The 21,049-nt window shown below is 71.9% G+C and carries 16 protein-coding genes; 9 read left to right on the top strand and 7 right to left on the bottom strand.

Annotated features, from left to right (window positions below; all coding sequences use genetic code 11):
* On the top strand, positions 1 to 1,038 hold a 1,038-nt coding region (locus AB0C22_RS28620), incomplete at its 5' end, for a KR domain-containing protein (protein ID WP_357538020.1).
* Between the two features lie 11 nt (positions 1,039 to 1,049).
* The gene (locus AB0C22_RS28615; protein ID WP_357538018.1) at positions 1,050 to 2,564 is read left to right on the top strand and encodes an FAD-dependent monooxygenase; all 1,515 of its coding nucleotides are present in this window, start codon (positions 1,050 to 1,052) and stop codon (positions 2,562 to 2,564) included.
* Between the two features lie 100 nt (positions 2,565 to 2,664).
* On the opposite strand, the gene AB0C22_RS28610 is transcribed toward AB0C22_RS28615, so the two are convergent.
* A complete protein-coding gene (locus tag AB0C22_RS28610; RefSeq protein WP_208569850.1) occupies positions 2,665 to 2,916 on the bottom strand; it encodes a phosphopantetheine-binding protein in 252 nt (83 codons plus the stop codon).
* A 20-nt stretch (positions 2,917 to 2,936) separates the two neighbouring features.
* A complete protein-coding gene (locus tag AB0C22_RS28605) occupies positions 2,937 to 3,968 on the bottom strand; it encodes a ketoacyl-ACP synthase III family protein (RefSeq protein ID WP_255599180.1) in 1,032 nt (343 codons plus the stop codon).
* Positions 3,969 to 4,531: 563 nt separating this feature from the next.
* Between AB0C22_RS28605 and AB0C22_RS28600 the strand changes: the two genes are divergently transcribed.
* The 7 genes from AB0C22_RS28600 to AB0C22_RS28570 all read left to right on the top strand — a co-directional run bounded on the left by AB0C22_RS28600 (position 4,532) and on the right by AB0C22_RS28570 (position 15,296).
* Positions 4,532 to 7,525, top strand: coding sequence for a BTAD domain-containing putative transcriptional regulator (locus AB0C22_RS28600; protein WP_219469002.1), 2,994 nt, complete (start codon positions 4,532 to 4,534; stop codon positions 7,523 to 7,525).
* A 208-nt stretch (positions 7,526 to 7,733) separates the two neighbouring features.
* Positions 7,734 to 7,940, top strand: a complete 207-nt coding sequence (locus AB0C22_RS28595; protein WP_219468999.1) for a hypothetical protein — start codon at positions 7,734 to 7,736, stop codon at positions 7,938 to 7,940.
* Positions 7,941 to 8,364: 424 nt separating this feature from the next.
* Positions 8,365 to 9,150 (top strand): AfsR/SARP family transcriptional regulator, encoded by a 786-nt coding sequence (locus AB0C22_RS28590; protein WP_219468996.1) that lies wholly within the window; start codon positions 8,365 to 8,367, stop codon positions 9,148 to 9,150.
* Positions 9,147 to 9,923 (top strand): alpha/beta fold hydrolase, encoded by a 777-nt coding sequence (locus AB0C22_RS28585; protein WP_219468994.1) that lies wholly within the window; start codon positions 9,147 to 9,149, stop codon positions 9,921 to 9,923. Before AB0C22_RS28590 ends, AB0C22_RS28585 begins: the two co-directional genes overlap by 4 nt.
* A gap of 184 nt (positions 9,924 to 10,107) precedes the next feature.
* Positions 10,108 to 10,959, top strand: coding sequence for a hypothetical protein (locus AB0C22_RS28580; RefSeq protein ID WP_219468992.1), 852 nt, complete (start codon positions 10,108 to 10,110; stop codon positions 10,957 to 10,959).
* Positions 10,956 to 14,066 (top strand): amino acid adenylation domain-containing protein, encoded by a 3,111-nt coding sequence (locus AB0C22_RS28575; protein WP_357538015.1) that lies wholly within the window; start codon positions 10,956 to 10,958, stop codon positions 14,064 to 14,066. Before AB0C22_RS28580 ends, AB0C22_RS28575 begins: the two co-directional genes overlap by 4 nt.
* 12 nt (positions 14,067 to 14,078) lie before the next feature.
* Positions 14,079 to 15,296, top strand: coding sequence for a cytochrome P450 (locus AB0C22_RS28570; RefSeq protein WP_208569858.1), 1,218 nt, complete (start codon positions 14,079 to 14,081; stop codon positions 15,294 to 15,296).
* A gap of 364 nt (positions 15,297 to 15,660) precedes the next feature.
* Here the strand turns inward: AB0C22_RS28570 and AB0C22_RS28565 are convergent, their stop codons facing one another.
* The 5 genes from AB0C22_RS28565 to AB0C22_RS28545 all read right to left on the bottom strand — a co-directional run bounded on the left by AB0C22_RS28565 (position 15,661) and on the right by AB0C22_RS28545 (position 20,919).
* Positions 15,661 to 15,876 (bottom strand): DUF5988 family protein, encoded by a 216-nt coding sequence (locus AB0C22_RS28565; protein WP_244253270.1) that lies wholly within the window; start codon positions 15,874 to 15,876, stop codon positions 15,661 to 15,663.
* Positions 15,877 to 16,039: 163 nt separating this feature from the next.
* Entirely contained in the window at positions 16,040 to 17,074 is a 1,035-nt protein-coding gene (locus AB0C22_RS28560; RefSeq protein ID WP_208569860.1) for a 2-oxoacid:ferredoxin oxidoreductase subunit beta, read from the bottom strand.
* Positions 17,064 to 18,944 carry a 2-oxoacid:acceptor oxidoreductase subunit alpha gene (locus AB0C22_RS28555; protein ID WP_357538035.1) on the bottom strand — a complete coding sequence of 627 codons (1,881 nt, stop codon included), beginning with the start codon at positions 18,942 to 18,944 and terminating at the stop codon, positions 17,064 to 17,066. The genes AB0C22_RS28560 and AB0C22_RS28555 overlap by 11 nt, the downstream gene beginning before the upstream one ends.
* A gap of 27 nt (positions 18,945 to 18,971) precedes the next feature.
* Positions 18,972 to 19,817: an alpha/beta hydrolase gene (locus tag AB0C22_RS28550; protein ID WP_219468984.1), complete on the bottom strand. Its 846-nt coding sequence runs from the start codon at positions 19,815 to 19,817 to the stop codon at positions 18,972 to 18,974.
* Between the two features lie 187 nt (positions 19,818 to 20,004).
* Complete coding sequence (locus AB0C22_RS28545; RefSeq protein WP_357538012.1) at positions 20,005 to 20,919, bottom strand: NAD(P)H-binding protein; 915 nt, start codon at positions 20,917 to 20,919, stop codon at positions 20,005 to 20,007.
* Positions 20,920 to 21,049 lie beyond the last annotated feature (130 nt).

Here is a 21,049-nt window from a genome sequence, read left to right as displayed (position 1 = left end):
ACCACCCAAACCCCCCACACCCTCCACACCACCCTCACCGCCAAAATCGACACCACCCACACCCTCCACACCGCACTCCAACACCACCCCGACGTGAATCTCGTCGTCTTCGGCAGCGCCACAGGCACCCTCGGCAACGCCGGTCAGGCCAACTACGCCGCGGCCAACACTTTCCAGGACGCCCTGACCCACCACCGCCACACCCTGGGGCTCGCCGGCACCACGATCGCGTGGGGGCTGTGGCACACCGAGTCGGGGATGGGCGCCGGCCTCCAGCAGCAGGATCTCCAGCGGCTCGGCCGGATCGGCGTACGGCCGATGGACGTCGCGGACGGCCTGACCGCCCTCGACGCGGCCGTCGACCTGGGGCAGCCGGTGACCGTCGCGATGGGGCTGCACCTGCCCACCCTCGCCGCCCGTGCTCGTGACGGGCTGCTCGCGCCGCTCTTCCGGGCGTTGACCGGGCCGGTCGACGCAGCCTCGTCGGAGCCGGACGGTCCGGCGACGCTCAGGCCGCTGCCCGAACGACTCGCCGGGCTCACCGACGGCGACCGGCACGCCCTGCTGCTGACCCTGGTCTGCGAGAACGCGGCGATCACCCTGGGCCATGCCGGGACGGCGGGCATCCCCCCGGAGCGGCAGTTCAAGGACCTCGGCATCGACTCGCTCACGGCGGTGGAGCTGCGCAACCGGCTCGCCACGGCGACCCAGCTGCGGCTCTCGGCCAGTCTGATCTTCGACCACCCGAGCCCGGCACAGCTGGCGAGGCACCTCGGTGAACGGTTGACGCCCCGGGAGCAGGACCCGTTCGCGGTGTTGTTCGCCGAGTTGGACCGGCTGACCGCCGACCTGACGGTGGCGGCACCCAACGCCGCGGCGATGGGCCGGCTGGCCGCCCGGCTGGCCGGCTTCCAGGACCGGGTGGAGGAGCAGCGGTCCGCCGTGGTGGCGGAGACCGGTGACGAGGTGACCGCGATCTCGACGGCGACCGACGACGAGATCTTCGACCTGATCGACAACGAACTCGGCATCGGCTGAAGGAGTCGCACATGACCGCACCAGTGATCATCGCCGGGGGGAGCCTGACCGGGCTCATGCTCGCGCACGAGCTGACCCTGTGGGGGATCGACGTCGTCGTGCTGGAGCGCAGCCCCGGCCTGACCGACGAGTCGCCCGGACAGGCGATCAACACCACCACCGCCGAGCTGCTCGACCAGCGGGGTCTGCTCGCCGGCCTGCGCGGGCACGTCTCCCCCGTGCAGGGCACCCACTTCTCGCTGATGTGGTTGGACATGTCGCCGCTCGACGGCCGGCACCAGCCGGCCATGCTGCTCGGGCACCAGTTCATCGCACGGCGGCTCGGCGACGCCGCCGTGGCCCGGGGGGCCGACGTGCGCCATGGCCACCGGGTGACGGCCTTCCACCAGGACGACGACGGCGTACGGGTCCGGGTCGCCACCCCCAGCGGCGAGTACCACCTGCACGGCAGCTTCCTGGTGGCGGCCGACGGCGAGGACAGCACGGTGCGCGCGGCGGCCGGCATCGACTTCCCGGGGGCCGGCCCGGCGAACTGCGGCCTGGTGGCCGACGTGGAGATAGCGGTCGCGGACCTGCCCCCGGAGCACCGGGGGTCGAAGTTCTGCCCCGGCGGGGGCGTCTACTCGGCGGTGCCGGTCGGGCCGGGGCTGCTGCGGGTGATCACGGCGGAGTTCGACGTCGCGCCTCCCGCCGACACCGCGCCGACGACCGCCGAGCTGCGTGCGGCGATCGCCCGGCTCACCGGGGCGGAGTTCCCGGACGCGCCGGTGCGCTGGGTCCGTCGCTACGGCGGCCAGACCCGGACCGTGGACCGGATGCGCAGCGGCCGGGTCTTCCTGGCCGGCGACTCGGCGCACACCTTCTATCCGTTGGCCGGCCTGCGCCTCAACCTGTGTCTGCAGGACGCCGTGAACCTGGGCTGGAAGCTCGCCGCGGAGCTGTCCGGGTGGGGCCGCCCCGACCTGCTGGACACCTACCACGAGGAGCGCCATCCGCAGGCGGTCCGGGCGGCAGCGGCCACCGATGCGCAGCTCGCGCTGATCCATCCGATCGACCGGGTGACCCCGCTGCGTGGCCTCTTCGCCGATCTCCTGCGCCTGCCGCAGGTCAACACCTACCTGTTGGAGCTGTCCACCGGGCTCGACGTCCGCTACGACGTCGGGGTGGAGCCGACCGGTCCGGTGCCGGCGGGTCGCCGGCTGCCGCATGTGCCGCTGACCGGCGTACGGCCCCTGGCCGCCACGGCGACGGGGGCGACGACGTCGGGCGGCGTGGCCGACCTGCACCATGGCGGGCGCGGGGTCTACCTGGACCTGGCCGGCCGGACGCCCGAGCCGGCCGGACGCACCCTGGCGGCACTGGGTGACCGGGTGGACGCGGTTCACGCGGACCCGACCGGGGAGATCCCGGTGGACGCCGTCCTGGTACGTCCGGACGGTCACGTCGCCTGGGCCGGGGATCCGGTCGCGGATGCCGAGGGGTTGTCCGGCGCGCTCAAGTCGTGGTTCGGTGAGCCGGCCGGGTGACCGGTGGCACGGCCAGCGCCCCCGACCGGTGGTCGGGGGCGCTGGCCGTCAGGGCGGTCGGGTCGGACCGGTTCGGGGCGGTCGGGTCGGGGCGGTCGGGTCAGGGTGCGGTGACGGCGTCGGCGAGCTGCTGCGACCAGGCGGTCACGGTGGGTGCGGCGGCGAGGTCACCGAAGCGCACGCGCATCCCGGCGCGACGCCAGCCGTTGACCAGCCGCATCAGTTGCAGGGAGGTGAGGCCGAGCTGGACCAGGTTGGCGTCGTCGCCGATGGCTGCGGCGTCGAGGCCGATCACGACGGCGATCGCCTGCCGGATCTCCTCACGTGTGGTTGCCGTGGTTTCCTGCTGCACGGTGGGTCCTTCCGGTCGACTCAACGGTGCTCTTCGATGATCTTGACTACCGCGCAGCCGACCTCGATGCCGACGCCGACCGCGAGCAGCAGGACGTGGTCGCCCGGGCCGACGGCGCCGGTGGTCACCAGGTGGTCCAGGGCGAGAATCTGGTCGCTGGCGCCGCAGTGCCCGACCGTGCGGCTGAAGTCCCACACGGTCTGCTCGGCGGTGATCCCCAGCGGGTCGAAGATCCCGTTCTGGAGTTGGTCGAGGGCCACCCCGCTGTGGGCGACCCGGGCGATGCCGGCCATCGTCACCCCGGCCTCGTCGAGCACCCGGTCGACGGTCTCGGTGACCAGGTCGCCGAGGTGGAACACCGGTGGGGTGACCCCGTTGGCCCACTGCTCGGCCCAGTAGCGGGAGCGCGCCTCGAGGTCGACCCGCTGCCCGGTGGTGATGCTCGGCGGGAACAGTGGTTCGCCGCCCCGGTGCAGGACCTCGGCCGCCGGGTTGGACGCCGAGCCGACCGCGAGGAGTTCGGCGAAGCCGCCCCGGGTGGACAGCAGGGCGGCGCTCGCGCCGTCGGCCAGCACGTAGTGCGAGCTGATCCGCCAGCGGTCGACGACCGGGGTGGAGAAGTTGTCGGCGGCGGTGAGCAGGACGGCGGTCGACTCCGGGTCGGCCATCAGTTGCGCCGCCGCCAGCCGCAGCCCCGACAGCATCCCGTTGCAGCCGTGGTGGATCTCCAGCGCCGGCACCCCCCGCCCGCCGAGCGTCTCGTGCAGGATGTAGTGCGGGGCGGACCAGGTGTCGGGCCCCTGGTAGTGGACCGGGCAGTGCATCAGCGCCGCCACGTCCTCGGGGCGGTGGGCGGACCGCTTCATCGCCTCCGAGGCGGCCTGGAACGCCATGTCGGGGGCGGGCATGTCCGCTGCGACCGCGATCGAATGAAGATCGCTGTGGGTGCGGTTCGCCTCGTCGTACCAACCGCGTTTCACGGCTTCTTCGGTGGTGATGCGGTCCGGCAGATACGTGCCGACACCAGCGACAAAGACGTTCTGGACTTTCATTGCCACCCGCTTTCGGGAAATGGTGCGGCCAACATCCCCAACGGTCCTCGGCCCGCCTAACGGCGACCTAAAGAGGATCTTGGTACGGGCCGGTGGTGGCGCACCCGCCCGTCCGGCGCCCCCACCCGGCGGGACGGATCCGGTCGGCGCAGCCGCCATCACCGCCCCGACCGCCGGTCCGAGCTCGCCCGCTCGCGACGAACGAGCAGGTGTCGGTGCTTGCGGGGCGGCTTTTCATGAGGGAGAGTCACAGCGCGGGCGAGTCGCATCGCCGACAAGAGACCTCTATTCGAAACGCTCCCGTGCACGTCGTTCCCGGCACCCGACACCGCTGGCCCGGACCCGCCCGCACAAACACCTTCGGCAAAATTCTCGGAACGGTCTTAACGACCATATCGACAACGTGAAATAAAGCAGGTTGACACTCTCGCCGAAACATGATTAATTGCGATTCGTCACATCTCTTGGGGAGGGACACGTTGCCATCCGGGGATGATCGAGAGTCGTTGATCACCGCCGATCAACCAATTGTCTTCAAACTCCTCGGTCCCCTGGAAGTGTGGGTGGACAGCGTCCGCGTACCCCTCGGCGGCACCCGGCAGGAACTGGTGCTCGCGGCCCTGCTGCTGGCCACCGGATGCGTCGTCACCCTGCAACAACTCGTGCAGGTCGTCTGGGAGACGCAACCACCCTCGACGGCGGCGCACCAGATCCGGAAGATCGTGGCGGACCTGCGTCGGCGGCTGCCCCCCGGGCTGATCGTCACGGACGGGCCGGGCTACCGGATGGACGTCCACGACACTGCGGTCGACCTGAAGATCTTCGAGAGACAACTCGTCCGGGCCCGGGCCGCCGAGGACGGCGGCCGTCCCGACGAGGCCATCGACGCCCTGTCCACCGGCCTGTCCCTCTGGCGCGGCGACGCGCTGAGCGGCATGAACGGCCTCACCGTACGCACCGCTGCGGCCCGCGCCGACGAACGACGCCTGATGACCGTCGAACGTCTGATCACCCTGCAACTGGAGATCGGCGAGGAGGGTGACCTGGTCGGCCAGCTCCGGGCGCTGGCGGCCGAGCACCCGATGCGGGAGCGGCTGCTGGTCCTGCTGATGACCGCGCTCTACCAGGCCGGTCGGCAGGCCGAGGCCCTCCAGGTCTATGCCGACGCCCGGCAGTCGCTCGCCGATCAGTTGGGCATCGACCCCGGGCCGGAGCTGAACCGGCGGCACGAGCAGATTCTGCGCAACGACCCGGTCCTCGATCCGCGCTCCGCCACCCGGGCGTCGGCACCCGCGGCCCGGGTCGTGACGTCGTCGAACCGTCCGATGACGATCCCCCGGGACCTGGTCGACTTCACCGGACACGTCGACACCCTGGAGTCGCTCGTCGGTTACGCCCGACCGGACGCCACGGCGCTGACCCTCGTGTCGATCAACGGAATGGGCGGCGTCGGCAAGACCACCCTGGCGATCCACGCCGCACACCGCCTGGGCAAGGGCTTCCCTGACGGTCAGCTCTTCCTGGACCTGCACGGCTTCACCTACGGCCGGGAGCCGGTCGACCCGGTCGAGGCGCTGGGCATCCTGCTGCGGGCGGTGGGCACCCCGGGCGAGCAGCTCCCCACCGACCAGGTCGGCAGGTCGGCGCTGTGGCGGGCCAAGACCGCCGACCGGTCGCTGCTGATCCTGCTGGACAACGCCAGCAGTGCCCAGCAGGTCCTCCCGTTGCTGCCCAGCTCGGCCACCAGTCTGGTGCTGATCACCACCCGGTCACGGCTCAACGGGCTGGACGGGACCCACTCGATCACCCTCGACCCCCCGCTCGACGACGAGGCCAGCGCGATCGTCCATCGGCTGCTCGGTGACCGGCACCGGGCGACCGAGGCCGAGGTGCAGGCCCTGGTCGAGGCGTGCGGACGGCTGCCGCTGGCTCTGCGTATCGCCGTGGCCCGGCTGCACAACCGCCCGAAGTGGACGCTCGGCTATCTGATCGGCCGGCTGCGCCGCGAGGGGCGGCTCATGCGGGAGTTGGTCCTCGACGACCGCAGCGTCGCGGCCAGCATCGGCCTGTCCTACCACGGGGTCGGTCCCGACCATCAGCAGATGTTCCGCCTGATCGGGATGTTCCCCGGGGAGAGCTGCGACGCCTACACCGCCGCGGCGCTCGCGGGCGTCCCGCAGGAGCGGGCCGAGCAGATCCTGGAGGACCTGCTCGACTCGCAGTTGCTCATCCAGCGGCAGCTCGACCGGTACGAGATGCACGACCTGGTCCGCAACTTCGTCCGCACCGTCCTCGCCCAGGACGACGACGAGAACGCCACCGCCCTGCACCGGTTGCTCGACTACTACGTCGTCACGGCGGAGACCGCGGCGAACCGGGTCCAGCCCGGTCGGTTCGTGACCGAAGCCCGGGTACGGAATCCGCCGCAGGACGTTCCGCCGCTGGACGACCAGGCGGAGGCGCTGGAGTGGTTCGAGGCCGAACGACGCAACCTGCTCGCCGCGATCGACCTGGCGACCGACCGGGGGCACGACTTCCACCTGTGCCACCTGCCCCGCACGATGGCCTTCTTCCTCTACGTCCGGGGCGAGATGCACGAGCACGTCGCCACCTTCCGCAACGCCGCGGCCGCCGCCCGCCGCATCGACGAGCCGGTCCACGAGGGACTGAATCTGATCAACGTGGCGATCGCGCACTGGTATCTCGGCGAGTTCACCGAGGCGCTGGAGTGTTACGCCGACGCGCTGGCCATCGCCCAGGACACCAACGACACCGTCGGGGAGGGCACCTGCCTGGGCCGGATCGGCATCGTCTGCGCCAGCATGGGCCGGTTCGAGGAGGCGCTCAGCTACCAGCAACGGGCGCTGGCCATCCACCGTACGATGGGCGGCCTGGCCGAGCAGGGCAATGCGCTGAGCAACATCAGCCAGCTACAGAACGTCCTCGGCATGCACGCCGAGGCGGTGACGAGCGCCCGTGAGGCGGTACGCCTGCTCGACGGCCGTGACCAGCCGGCCGACCTCGCCTCGGCCCTGACCCGGCTCGCCTCGGCGCAGAGCAGCCTGGGCGAGGGGACCGCCGCGCTGGCCACGCTGACCCTGGCGGCCGTTCCGGTGCAGACCACGAACAGCCGCCGGGCCCGGGCCATGCTCGAGACGCGGTACGCCGAGGTCCTGATGCGGCTGGGTCGGCTCGCCGAGGCCGAACGGCACGGACTGAGCGCGCTGAGCCTGCTGGGTGGCCTGGAGAACCCGGCGCTGCGTGCGGAGGTGGAGAACGTCCTCGGTCGGGTCAGCACGGAACGCAGCGACTTCACCGGTGCCCTGACCCGGCACCGGACGGCCCACGAGAACGCAGACCGGATCGGTCTGCGTCTCGAACAGGCGCGCGCGTTGGACGGCATGGGACGCGCCCACGCGGGTCTCGGGGACCTGGATCAGGCGATGACGGACTGGCAGGCCGCGCTGAGCCTCTACCGTGCCATGGGCGTCACCGGCGACGATCTGGAGCAGCACCTCGGGCGGCTGGAGCAGTCCCGGTCGGCCGTCGCGCACTGACCGCCGGCCCGGTGCCGGGCGGCCACCGTCACGGGGCACGGCATCCGCACCTCGAAACAGCACCGCCCGACGACATCGATCAATGCGCTGCCATGGTGGGGCGTCGTAAAATCCGCTACGGATCGATGACGTTATTCGGCTGGCGGGCGCCTCAGCGTGGTCCACCATTGTCGAGCAACGGCCCGTCGGCGACCACCGTGACAACGGTGTGACCCTCCTGACCGGCAGCCACCTGACCGCGATCTGCGCCGAGCCCGGTAACCGCGGAGGCCCCAACGGCCAGGCACAATACGACAGCGGCCCGACCCAGGATGCGAATCTTGAACATGACGTTCCCCCGATGTTCGTCGGTCGTTTTGACAATGCCACTGTCACAACCGTCGCTACCGGAACGATCCCACATCGCTACCCATGAATACCATTGCGGTCCCAGATGGCGAGGACGACGACAGTGCGGCACTTATGGGCGCATGACGCAAAACGCATTCAAAACCAACGGTTGTGGCGACTTCGGTCTATCGGGTAGACATGGTGTGCCGGCGTGGACCGCCGTCGCCGCACCCGGGTGCCGCCTCCGCCACCGACCGACGACACCCGTCCGGGCGTCACGCCGCCGTCGTTCCCGGATCCCGGCGGCCCGCCCTCCCCACCGCGAACTGCGGCGATGCGGCCGGCGGGAACGGATCGGGACTGATTCGGTATCGACCTGCGCCACAGTGGCGTAGTGACTTGGGTTGACCAGACGGCGGACTGACTCGCCACGACAGCGCCGGCACTCCACCCGATGCCACGCACCGCCGACACCGCGCCGGCGGGCCCACTCGACGGGGGGAACATCCGTGAAGTACGAGATCCTTGGCGAGATAAGGGTCCATGGCGTCGGCGGTGTCGTCACACCACGTACCCGCAAGACCGAGACCCTGCTGGCGGTGCTGCTGGCGAAGACGAACCAGATGGTCACCTCCGACCAGTTGCTCAGCGAGATCTGGGGCGAGGACACGCCCAGCCGGGCCAACGACGCGCTCTACGTCTACATCTCCCAGCTCCGCAAGGTGCTGCGCGCCAGCGGCCACGACGCCGCCATCATGACCCGGCCCCGGGGGTACACCATCCTGACCGCCGAGGGCGACCTGGACGCCGACGAGTTCCGCCGGCTGGCCCACCTCGGCCAGCAGCTACGCCGGGCCGGCCAGTTCTTCCCGGCTGCCCAGACCCTGCGCAGGGCCCTCCTGCTCTGGGGCGGACCCGCGTTCAGCGGACTGATCGACAGCCCGGTCGTGTACGCGTACGCCACCCTGCTCAACGAGCTGCGCATCGAGTGCCTGGAGCAGCTGATGGAGATCGAGCTGACCCTCGGCGGCCACCGTGAGATCGTCGGCCAGCTCTCCGCCCTCATCACCGAGCAGCCCCTACGCGAGAAGCTCTACCAGTACCTGATGCTCGCCCTGCACCGTTCGGACCGCCGGGCCGAGGCGTTGGCCGTCTTCCACACCGCCCGCCAGCGGCTCGACATGGAGATCGGCATCGAGCCCTGCCAGGCCCTGCGCGATCTGCACCAGGACATCCTCCAGGACCGCGACCTCGGGCCGTCGATGCTGGTCAGCCCGCTGGCGGCGGCGTCGTGACCACGACCACGGCGAACGCGCCGTACCGCACCGACGAGCCCGACCTCTGGCTACGCCGGTTCGGCACCCGCAGCAGCGGCGGACCCACCCTGATCTGCCTGCCGCACGCCGGCGGCGCGGCGACGTTCTTCCGGCCGCTCGTCGAACTGCTCGCCGCCGAGGCGGACGTGACGTGCGTGCAGTACCCCGGCCGGCAGGACCGCCGCAATGAGCCGCCGGTCGGCACCATCGACGCCCTGGCCGACCTGCTGACCGAGGTGATCCGGGCGGCCGTGCCCGGACCGGTGGCGCTCTTCGGGCACAGCATGGGCGCGATCCTCGGCTTCGAGGTGGCGTTGCGCCTGGAACAGCTCGGGGTCGCCCCGCTGTGGCTGTTCGCCTCCGGCCGCCGGGCGCCCGGGGTGTCCCGGCACGAGACGGTCCACCTGCGCGACGACCGGGGGTTGCTCGCCGACGTCGCGGAACTCAGCGGCACCGACGACGACGTCTTCGCCGACGAGGAACTGACGGCGATGGTGTTGCCGGCCATCCGGGCCGACTACCGGGCGATCGAGACGTACGCGCCCCGGGCCGGGGTGCCCCGGCTGCGGTGCCCGGTGACGGCGCTGCACGGCAGTTCCGACCCCCGGGTCGAGCTCGCCGACGCGCGGGCCTGGGCGGGCCACACCGACGGCGGATTCCGCCTGCAACCGTTCGCCGGCGACCATTTCTTCCTGCTGCGGCACTGGGCCCCGGTGGCCCGGGCGATCCAGGCGGATCTGCGGCTGAGCTGAGCCCCATCGACACGGACCGGCCCCGGTGCGCACAGGCAGCGGGGTCGGTCGGATGGCGTCCCCCATTGCCGTCCGCAGTGGCGAAGATCGGCGTCGATCGACGCGGGGTCCGGCTTTAGAACGGTTTCAGTGACCGGCCATAGCGTTCCCCAGACGGACAGTGGAGCGAGGGGACCGAAACACGATGAATGAATCGACCACCTGGCGAGCATTGACGACAGGCAGCACCGACGAGGTCGCGTTGGCCATCGACTTCGACGCCACCGGCCGCCCGGAGGCGCGGTTCGCCGACCTGGCACCGCACCTGGGACCGGATTCGAGCGTGTGGGAGACCGTTCCGCTCGGCATGGACGCGTTGGTCGGGCCCAGCGGCGAGGGATACGTGAAGCGCTGGGCCGACGAGGTCCGCGACAGCGGCCGTACGGTGACGGCGGTCATGGGATTCTGCGCCGGGGGCGCACTGGCCCCGGCCCTGGCCGCGCAGGTGGGTCAGTGGCAGCCGGAGCCCCAGCTGATCCTGTTCGACCCCGAGACCGTCACGCCGCTGACCATGTACTGGCAGTTCGCCAAGATCATCGAGGTGGCCACCTCCTCGCTGACGCCGACCGAGCTGGACGAGGCGCGGGAGGCGGGCCGGCAGGCCCAACGCGACCTCGCCGGCCTGGAGCCGCTGGCGGACCGGCTCAGCGAGATCTTCGGACAGGTCGGCGCGGTGGCCTTCCCCCGGCTCGGCCTGGACGCCACGAGCGGCGCCGAGGTGGTCACCCTCTTCCGCTCCTTCATCAGCTACCTCTGCGCCGCCGGCCAGTTCGACCCGCTGCCGGCGTGGTCGCGGGCGACGGTGCTCACCTCGGCGAGCCCCACCAGCGGCCTCAACGGGTACCGGACGATCAACCCGCAGGCCCCGACGAACCTCGCCGGCAACGAGATCACCTTCCCGGTCGAGCACGCCGGGATGCTCGCCGACCCGGCGGTCGCCGCAGCCACCCGCGAGCTGCTCGGCCGGGTACGGGTCCACGGCGGGGCACGGTCGTGACCGGGCCGGCCGCCGCCACCCGCAAAGAGGAGGCGCTGTGGATGCTCGACCAACTCGTCCCGGGCTCCGGCGTCAACAACCTGGCGGTGGCCCTCGACGTCGAGGGTGAACTCGGGGACTGGGAGCTGGAGGAGACCCTCGCCCGACTGCTGGAGCGGCACGCCACGCTGCGTACGGTCTTCCGCGACACCCCGGCGGGGCTGTTGCGGCACGTCCTCGGCCCGACCGAGATCACCATCACGCTGGACCAGTACGAGGTCACCCGGGCCGACCTGGAGGAACTGCTCACCGACTACGTGGGTCGCCCGTTCGCGATGGACGGCAGCCCGCTGCTGCGCGCCGGACGGTTCCGCACCCCCGAGGGGGACGTGCTCTGCCTCGCCGTGCACCACCTCAACTTCGACGCCCTCTCCTCGGTGGTGCTGACCGAGGAACTGGTCGCCCACTACACCGCGATCTCGGAGGACGCCGAGCCGCCCGCCGAACTGGCGCAGCCGGCCCCGCTCTGCCTGGAGACGGCACCGAGCCAACGCAGCCTCACCTACTGGCGGGACCAGCTGGCCGGGTTCGACCCGTCCGGGCTCGCCCTGTGGTGCGAGGCCCCGGACGTGGCCCAACCGACCCTCACCGGCGACCGGGTCAGCGCCCGCCTGTCGGCGGCGGCGTACGACGCGGTGCGTACCCTCGCCCGGCAGCTGCGGGCACCGGAGGCGGTCATCCTCTACGCGGCGTACAGCCTGCTGCTGTCCCGCCACGGCGCGGGCCGGGACGTCGTCGTGGGCGCACCCGCCTCGCTGCGGACCGCCGAGAGCAGCCGGGCCGTCGGCTACCACATCAACACGCTGCCGCTGCGGCTGCGCATCCCGCCGGGCGTCACCTTCGCCAGCCTGGTCGGGGAGGCCCGTGGGGTGTTCCTCGCCTCGATCATCCACCGCGAGGTGCCCGTCGAGGCGCTGATGGCGCAGTTCCGACCGGCCACCGGTTCCTGGCGCAACCCGGTCTTCAAGCACCTGTTCAACTACGTCCCGGACGAGGGGCAGGCCAGCTACGACCTCGGTGGGCTGCGGGCCCAACGACGCATCGTGGAGAACGGTTTCAGCAAGTTCGACCTGGAGTTCTTCGTCATCTCGACGGCCGGCGCGCTGGACGTACGGGCGGTCTTCTACACCGAGGTCCTCGGGCGGGCGGACGTGACCGCCATGCTGGCGCGCTTCGACGCGCTGCTGGTGACGCTCGGCCAGCGCAGCGGGGAGCCGGTCGACGCGCTACCCCTGCACGCCCCGGCGGACCTCGCCACCATCGGCGCGGCGAACGCGACCACCCGTCCGGCGCGGAGCCCCTCGGTGCTGACGGCCATCGCCGCCCGGGTCGCGGCGGCACCGACGGCGGTGGCGGTCCGCGACGGCGACCGCGAGGTGTCGTACGCCCAGATCTGGGCGGCGGCGGAGCGCACCCGGACGGCCCTACGCGCGGCCGGGGTGGGCCCGGGCGGGGTGGTCGCCCTGCTGGGCCGGCGGGGTCCGGAACTGGTCGGCGCGGTCCTGGGCACCTGGCTGGCCGGGGCCGCCTACCTGCCGATCGACCCGGCCCACCCGTACCAACGGATCGTCTACCAGCTCGACGACTCGGGCGCGGGGGTGGTGATCGCCGATCCGGGCACCCCGGTGCCGGAGGTGCCCGGCCGGATGGTGCTGCACCCGGTGGAGGTCACCACCGCCGAGCCGACCCCGGTCGACCCGGCCACCGACGAGTTCGCCGCCGGTGCGGACCCGGCCTACCTCATCTACACCTCCGGGTCGACCGGACGCCCGAAGGGCACCTGGATCACCCACCGGGCGCTGGCCAACCTGATCGAGCACTTCGTCGACCTGCTCCACGCCGACGCACGCACCGCGACCCTCTGGCTGACCACGTTCAGCTTCGACATCTCGGCCCTGGAACTCTTCCTGCCCCTGGCGGCCGGCGGCTCGACCGTGGTCGCCCCGGACGCCGCCCGCACCGACGGGTCGGTGCTGCTGGACGTGCTGCGGCAGCATCCGGTCGACATCGTGCAGGCGACACCGACGACCTGGCGGCTGGTGGCCGAACAAGCGGGGGACGTCCTACGCGACGTCCAGCTGCTCAGCGGCGGCGAGGCGCTGCCCGCCGGGCTGGCCCGGCAACTCGCCGGGGCCGGCCGGGAGCTGCACAACGTCTACGGCCCCACGGAGACGACCATCTGGTCCACCGCGGCGCTGCTCGACGCCCCGTTCAGCGGGCCCGTCCACGTCGGTACGCCGATCGCGAACACCCAGGTCCTCGTCGTCGACCCGGAGGGTCGCGAGCTGCCGGTGGGCCTGCACGGGGAACTCTGCATCGCCGGCGCGGGCGTGGCGATCGGCTACCACCGCCGCCCGGAACTGACCGCCGAACGGTTCGGCGGGCACGAGCGGTACGGGCGGTTCTACCGCACCGGGGACCTGGCCCGCTGGCGGCCGGACGGCACCATCGAGGTGCTCGGCCGGATGGACCGCCAAGTGAAACTGCGGGGCAACCGGATCGAGCTGGGCGAGGTCGAGTCGGTGCTCGGTGAGCATCCGGCGGTCGACGCGGCGGCGGTGCTGGTGCACGGTGGCGCGGACGGCACACTCGTCGCGTTCGTCGTCGGCCCCGACCCGGACGACGCCGTCCACGACGACCTCTGGCGGCACGCCATCGGGGTGCTGCCGCACGCCGCGGTGCCGCAGGAGTTCATCGTCGTGGCGGGCTTCCCGACCACCGGCAACGACAAGGTCGACTATCCCGCGCTGGGTCGGCTCGCCGAGGAGCGGCAACGCCGGGCACGCGAGGCCGTACGCCCGGCGGCGGCCAGCGGCGACCCGGTGGTCGACGAGCTGATCACCCTGTGGCAGGACCTGCTCGGCCACGCCGACGTGCACGCCGCGTCCAACTTCTTCACCGCCGGGGGGCACTCGTTGCTCGCCGCCCGGCTCGTCCAGCAGGTCGAGGCCCGGCTGCGGGTCCGGCTCGCGCTGGCCGACATCTTCGCCAACCCCACGCCGATCGCACTCGCCGAGGGCGTACGGGCGGCCCAGCGGCAGCGCCTCGACCGGATCTCACTCAACTAAGGAGCATCCACCATGACAATCACCAGCGACCTGCCCGTCGTCGACCTGCCCGCGCTGCCGTTCGAGCGCGACCAGTTCGACGTCAACGGCATCGCACCCCTGTTCCGCGAGCTGCGGGACACCCAACCGATCGTCCGGGTGCGCACCTCGGCCGGTGACGAGGCGTGGCTGGTCACCCGGTACGAGGAGGTCAAGACGCTGCTCAACGACCCGCGTCTGGGCCGATCGCACCCGGAGCCGGCCAAGGCGGCCCGGGTCGCGAACGCGGCCGTGCTGACCGGGCCGCTGGGCACCCCGGACAAGGAGGTCGCCGCCCGGCAGCGGTTCCGGCGGCTGATCGGGCCGTCGTTCGCCGCCCGCCGGGTGGAGAAGCTGCGCGGGCAGGTGCAGGAGATCGTCGACCAGCTGCTTGACGATCTCGCGGCGAGCCCGCAGCCGGCCGACTTCCACGAGGCCCTCTCCTTCCCGCTGCCGGTCCTGGTCATCTGCCAGCTGCTGGGCGTGCCGACGGAGGACCGCACCGAGTTCCGGCACTACTCGGCCGGCGCCACCGCGCTCGACGACCCCGCCGCGGCGAAGGCCGCCTGGGAACGGCTCGTCGCCTACATGTACCGGCTGATCGACATCAAGCGGGCCGAGCCGGGCGAGGACGTCTTCTCCGACCTGCTCGCGGTCGCCGAGCAGGAGAACCTCACCGACGACGAGATCGCCCGGATGGGTGCCGGCCTGCTCTTCGCCGGCCACGAGACCACGGTCACCCGGCTGGACCTCGGCACCCTGCTGCTGCTCACCCACCCCGACCAGCGGGAGAAGCTGCAGAACGACCTGAGCCTGGTGCCGTCCGCGGTCGAGGAGATGCTGCGCATGGTCGCCCCGTCCACCCAGGACGTCCTGCCCCGCTACGCCCACCAGGACATCACGGTCTGCGGCACCGACGTACCGGCCGGTGACCTGGTCCTGCTGGCCTTCACCGCGACCAACCGGGACCCGGACGTCTTCGTCGACCCGGACCGCTTCGACATCACCCGCGACTCGGACCGGCACATCGCGTTCGGGCACGGGCCCCGGTTCTGCATCGGGTCGAGCCTCGCGCGGGCCGAGTTGCAGTGCCTGTTCGCGACGCTGCTCGTCCGCTTCCCCAACCTCCAGCTCGCTGTCCCCCCAGCCGAGCTGGAGTTCCGCGACTTCACCCTCACCGGTGGCGTAACCTCCCTTCCCGTCACCTGGTGAGCTGAGTTCGCGGAACCAACTGGCACCGCCGGCCACGTCCCGCCGGCGGTGCCAGTGCCGTGCCCGCCACCACCCTTCCGGCATACCCGGACCCGGCCCCACGGGATGCCCCGGCGCACATGGGCCGGTCCCCGCGAAACCCCGGACCGCGCGAAACCCCGGGCCGCGCGAAACCCCGGGCCGCGCGAAAGCGAAACCGCCGTCCACACCCGCCCGGTCCACCCGGAGCCCGGTCCCTGCACAGGTCCGCCGGCCGCGCCGACCGCTACCTGCCCGACCCGACTACCGGGCAAGGATCAGGTGCGAACAGCGCGGTGGCCGCCATCGGGGGGATGATGGCGGCCACCGCGGGTGGGGGGAAATGTCACTCGGCGACGCGGGTCTGCGCCGTCCAGCGGTAGATGACGACGTCACCGTCGACTGCCGTCAGCGACTCTTCGGTGCGCTCGAAGTGCTCGTAGCCGCAGCCGTACCGGACTTTGATCTTCGGCTCCAGGCTGCTCACCAGTCGGGCCCGAAAGTCGTCGGGAAAACCGTTCGGGCCGCCCTCGAGACGAACCTTCACCTGCGACGTGGTCATGGCCATACCTCCGGCTCTGTGCGGTCGACGGGCTGTGCCCGACGGTGGGGTCGGGAAGCGCCGGTGCCGACGTCCCGGTCGGTGACGATGTCGGGCCGGTCCCCGGCCCGCACGGTCCGGGGACGTCCTCGGCCCCGCCCGTCTCGTCTCCGGTGCACGGCGATCAGCCGATCGTCCAGGTGTCGCCGCTGTCGAGCAGTTCGGCGAGCATCCCCGTCGGATCGTGCGGCATGGTCGCGGTGGCGTGCGCGAGCTGCGTGCGTACGGTGTCGTCGTAGCAGGGCCGGTCGATGGCGCGGAACACGCCGACCGGGGTGGTGCCCAGGTCGGAGCCGGAGAGCCGGGTCAGCGCGAACGCGTACGCCGGGTCGGTGACCGACTCGTCGTGCACCACGATCTCGCCGGCCGGCACCTCCGCGGTGCGGCGTACGACGAGCCCGAAGCCGCCCGGCGGATGCGTGACGCAGAACCGGCCGTCCGCACCGAACCGGATCGGCTCGCCGTGGGTGAGCCGGATCAGGTGGTCGTCGCGGACGTCCGGGTCCTTGAGCGGCGCGAAGGCACCGTCGTTGAAGATGTTGCAGTTCTGGTAGATCTCGACGAACGCCGAGCCGCGGTGGGCCGCGGCGGCCCGCAGCACCGACTGCAGGTGCTGACGGTCGGCGTCCAGGGTACGGGCGACGAAGCTCGCCTCGGCGCCGAGCGCCAGCGAGAGCGGGTTGAAGGGTGTGTCGGGCGAGCCGACCGGCGTCGACTTGGTGGTCTTGCCCAGCTCGGACGTCGGCGAGTACTGCCCCTTGGTCAGGCCGTAGATCCGGTTGTTGAACATCAGGATCTTGAGGTTGACGTTGCGGCGCAGGGCATGGATCAGGTGGTTGCCCCCGATCGACAGCGCGTCGCCGTCACCGGTGACCACCCAGACCGACAGGTCGGGCCGGCTGACGGACAGGCCGGTGGCGATGGCGGGGGCACGCCCGTGGATCGAGTGCATCCCGTAGGTGTCCAGGTAGTACGGGAAGCGCGACGAGCAGCCGATACCGGAGATGAAGACGATGTTCTCGCGCGGGATGCCCAACTCGGGCAGGAACCCCTGCACCGCGGCGAGGATGGCGTAGTCACCGCACCCGGGGCACCAGCGGACCTCCTGGTCGGAGCGGAAGTCCCGGGCGGTCAACGACAGGGCGACCTCAGGCATCACCGATCACCCTCTCGAAGACGTTCGCCAGTTCGCCGGTGGTGAACGGCGAACCCTCGACCTTGGTGTGGGACACCACGTCGACCAGGTACCGGGCGCGCAGCACCCGGGCGAGTTGACCCAGGTTCATCTCGGGGACGACCACCCGGTCGTAGCGGGCCAGGACGTCGCCGAGGTTCGCCGGCAGGGGGTTCAGGTGCCGCAGGTGGACCTGCGCCACGGCAAGTCCCCGTCGGCGCAGCGCCCGGCAAGCCGCCGTGATCGGCCCGTACGTCGAGCCCCAGCCGAGCACCAGCACCCGGGTGTCCGGGTCCGGGTCCTCCACCTCCAGGTCGGGCACCGGGATCGACGCGATGCGGGCCGCCCGGGTGCGGACCATGAGGTCGTGGTTGGCCGGGTCGTACGAGATGTCGCCGGTGCCGTCCGCCTTCTCCAGGCCGCCGATCCGGTGCGCCAACCCCGGGGTGCCCGGGACCGCCCACGGCCGGGCCATCGTCTGCGGGTCCCGCAGGTACGGCAGGAACCGGCCGTCCGGGCCGTTGGGTTCCCGGGCGAAGCTGACCCGGAGGTCGGGCAGCCGGGACACGTCGGGCAGCAGCCACGGCTCGGAGCCGTTCGCCACGTAGTTGTCCGACAGCAGGATGACGGGGGTGCGGTAGGTCAGCGCGATCCGGGCCGCCTCGATCGCCGCGGCGAAGCAGTCCGCCGGTGTCGCCGGGGCGATCACCGCCAGTGGCGCCTCGCCGTGGCGGCCGAACAGCGCGATGTCCAGGTCGGCCTGTTCGGTCTTGGTCGGCATCCCGGTCGACGGGCCGGCGCGCTGCACGTCGATGACGACCAGCGGCAACTCCAGCGCGACCGCCAGGGAGATCGTCTCACCCTTGAGCGCCACCCCCGGCCCCGAGGTGGTGGTCACCCCCAGCGCCCCGCCGTAGGAGGCGCCCAGAGCTGCGCCGATCGCCGCGATCTCGTCCTCGGCCTGCACGGTGGTGATGCCGAACCGCTTGTGCTTCGACAGCTCGTGCAGGATGTCCGAGGCGGGCGTGATCGGGTACGCGCCGAGGAACACCGGCAGCTCCGACCGGACGCCGGCCGCCACCAGGCCCAGCGCCAACGCCGCGTTGCCGGTGATGTTGCGGTACCGGCCGGGCGGCATCGGGGCCGGCGCGACCTCGTACCGGACGGTGAAGTCCTCGGTGGTCTCGCCGTAGTTCCAGCCGGCCCGGAAGGCGGTGACGTTCGCGACGGCCAACTCCGGGCGGGTGGCGAACTTGCGTTCCAGGAACCGCAGGGTCGACGCGAACGGACGGGCGTAGATCCAGCTCAGCAGGCCGAGCGCGAACATGTTCTTGGCCCGTTCGGCGTCCCGCTTCGACACCCCCGTGTCGGCGAGCGCGCCGATGGTCAGTGTGGTCAGCGGCACCGGATGGACCTCGTACCCGTCGAGCGAACCGTCCTCCAGCGGGTTGGCCCGGTAACCGACCTTCGTCAGTTGGCGTCCGGTGAACTCGTCGGTGTCGACGATGATCGCCGCGCCGCGCCGCAGGTCGGCAAGGTTCGCCCGGAGCGCGGCCGGGTTCATCGCGACCAGGACGTCGGGTGCGTCGCCGGGGGTGAGGGCGTCGGAGGCGGAGAAGTGGAGCTGGAAGCTCGACACGCCCGGCAGGGTGCCGGCGGGCGCCCGGATCTCGGCCGGGAAGTTGGGCAGCGTCGCGATGTCGTTGCCGAGTTGGGCGGTCTCCGAGGTGAACCGGTCCCCGGTGAGCTGCATCCCGTCGCCCGAGTCACCCGCGAAGCGGATGACCACCCGGTCGAGCTGCCGGACCGGAGCCTGTCCCGTCGCCGCGCCGGTCGTCGTCGTGTCGTGCACCATCGTCGTCATGGTCTCGCCTCCCGATCGTCAGACGCCGAAACTGGAGAGCACCTCGCGCAGCCGGGCGGCGAAGGCGCGGGGGTGGGTGGTCAGGCCGGCGTGCCCACCGGGGAAATCCGTGGTCGCCACCCCGAGGTGGGCCGCGAGGCGCTCGGCGGCGACGTAGCCCCACACGCCGTGCGAGTCCTGCCCGCCGGCCGGGACGACCCGGGTCGGCGAAGTCTTCATCGCGTCGAGATCGTCCATGTCGAGCCGGTAGTCCCGGAACGCGGGCAGGTCCCGGGCCAGGAAGAACTCGATGTTCGCGGTGCGCCGCTCGTCGGGTGGGGACATGGTCACCCCCGGCTCGGTCTCCAACCGGCGGAAGTCCACGCCGTTGAGCGCGCCCAGACGTAGCAGGGCCGGCAGGCCACCGGTGCCCCGGTGCAGCTCCTCCGCCTCGTCCAGACCGGCGTTGACCGTGCGGCACATGTCGTCGGCCAGCAGGTCGAGGATCGGCGGCTCGTGCGTGACCAGCACCCGGACCTGTTCCGGGTGCCGGGTGGCCAGGTGCAGCCCGGTGAGGCCGCCGATGCTCGAACCGAACACCGCCGCCGGCTCCGAGGTCACCTCGGCCAACAGCCGGTGCACGTCGTCGGCGTGGGTCTCCACGGGCACCGGACGGCCGTCGTCGGGGTCGATGACGCTGCGCGACAGGCCACGCCGGTCGTAGGTGACCACCGTGTACGCGTCGGCGAGCTGCTCGACCAGACCGGCCGCCCGGTCGGCGTCCCCGTCCCCGCCCTGGAGTATCAGCAGCACCGGCCCGGAACCACAGATCTGGTAGTACAGGTTGGCGTCCGGAACCCGAAGCGTGCGACCGATCTCACTCATACGCCCGATCGTCGCGGGCGGACCTAACGCGAACCTTGCGTGTGGCTGTAGCACCCCACCCGCCCGACGCGGGCCATCCTGCGGCGTGCCTGGGCGGCGGCGGCAACGTCCGATGCGCGGGCATGCCCACCGGCAGCGCACCCGGCGGTGGCGTGCCTGACCCCGGCGCCGCCGGGCGGCGGCGTGTCTAGGCGGTGGGGGCGAAGGTGGCGCGCAGCGCCGGTTCCAGCGACCGGCCGGTGGTGGGCGTGATGAACAGGTCGGCCAGCAGCAGGTCGGCGAGGTGGGTCGGGTTGAGGCCCGCCTCCCGGCGCGCGAGACCGTGCAGCAGGCCACCGCAGCCCAGCGAGGCGCGGACGACGGGGGCGGGCAGGCGGCCGACCCGACGGGGACGGCCGACCGCGTCGGCGATGCGGCCCATCATCGCCGCCCAGGTGAGATTCTCGTCGGCGACCGGGACGTCCCCGCCCCGGGCCTGTTCGAGCGCGTCGACGGCGACCTCGGCCACGCTGCGCGCCGAAGCGGCGGCCGTTCCACCGACGGGAACCGCCAGCGGTGCCCGGGACCGTGCCCACCGGTCGAGCGGACCGGCCCAGTTGGGCAGCCGGTCGCCGGTCCGGCCGAACACGAACGGCAACTCCAGCACGGTGACCGGCAGATCCGGGCCGGCGGCGGCCCGGCCCTCCCGGGCCTGTTCCCACCGACACCGAATGTACGAGTGGCGGGTCGTGAGACGCCACTGTGGATGCAACCGGTCGAAGTGGGTGTAGTAGGAGCCCATGACGACCCCCCGGGTGAGCCCCGCCTCGCGGGCGGCGGTGAACAGGCGCACCAGCGGGTCGACGAGTTCCCGACGCAGGAGCGGGTGGATCGGCCGGGGCAGCACCCGCTGCTCGTCCGCCCGGGTGGCGAGGACGACCCCGTCGTGGCCGGCGAGCAACGGCCGGAGGTCGTCGATCGCGGCGGACTCCAGATCGAGCAGGTGGTCGACGCCCGGCTGGGCGGTACGGGCCACCGTGGTGACCGTGTGGCCCCGCCCGCGCAGCACCCCGACCACATGGGTGCCGATCAGGCCACTGCCGCCCACCACGAGAATTCTCACGTCCCATCGTCCACTCCGGACGGGGCGGCTTGTCAAGCGGTGCACCGCCGCGAGGTGCTGTCAGGTGCCGAAACCGAACGGCACGTAGCGGTCACCGAGGACGTGCCGGAGGCCGTACGGCAGGATGCTC

Origin of the sequence: Micromonospora sp. NPDC048894, from assembly GCF_040649765.1 — a bacterium.
GTDB classification, from domain to species: Bacteria; Actinomycetota; Actinomycetes; order Mycobacteriales; family Micromonosporaceae; genus Micromonospora; species Micromonospora antibiotica.
This window is presented reverse-complemented; position numbering and strand designations above follow the sequence as displayed.